The following is a 238-nucleotide window of genomic DNA, read 5'->3' on the forward strand; positions in this document are numbered from 1 at the left end:
GTGTGCGGCTCCGGATCGCAATGGAATACAGCGAACGGGATAAAGTCCACGGGCTCGCGTGCCACGATCTTGAAAGACGGGCCCAGCGTGCAAACCTTGTGTAGCTCTGCAATGCCGTCACCATCGGAGTCAACCCATGCGTAGGCTTCGCAGTAAAGAACACGTTGCAGGCTTGGATTAGCGCCTTCAAAGCCGCCTACGGTTCGTGCCCATGGCTGGCGCGCGATCCGTTCCACGT

The 238-nt window shown here is 58.8% G+C and carries 1 protein-coding gene; it reads right to left on the reverse strand.

Annotated elements, in window-relative coordinates:
* Window positions 1-238, reverse strand: a 238-nt coding sequence (locus tag SB751_RS35035; protein ID WP_410749621.1) for a hypothetical protein, incomplete at both ends; no start/stop codon positions are given.

This window comes from Cupriavidus sp. SIMBA_020 (assembly GCF_046535395.1).
GTDB classification, from domain to species: domain Bacteria; phylum Pseudomonadota; class Gammaproteobacteria; order Burkholderiales; family Burkholderiaceae; genus Cupriavidus; species Cupriavidus campinensis.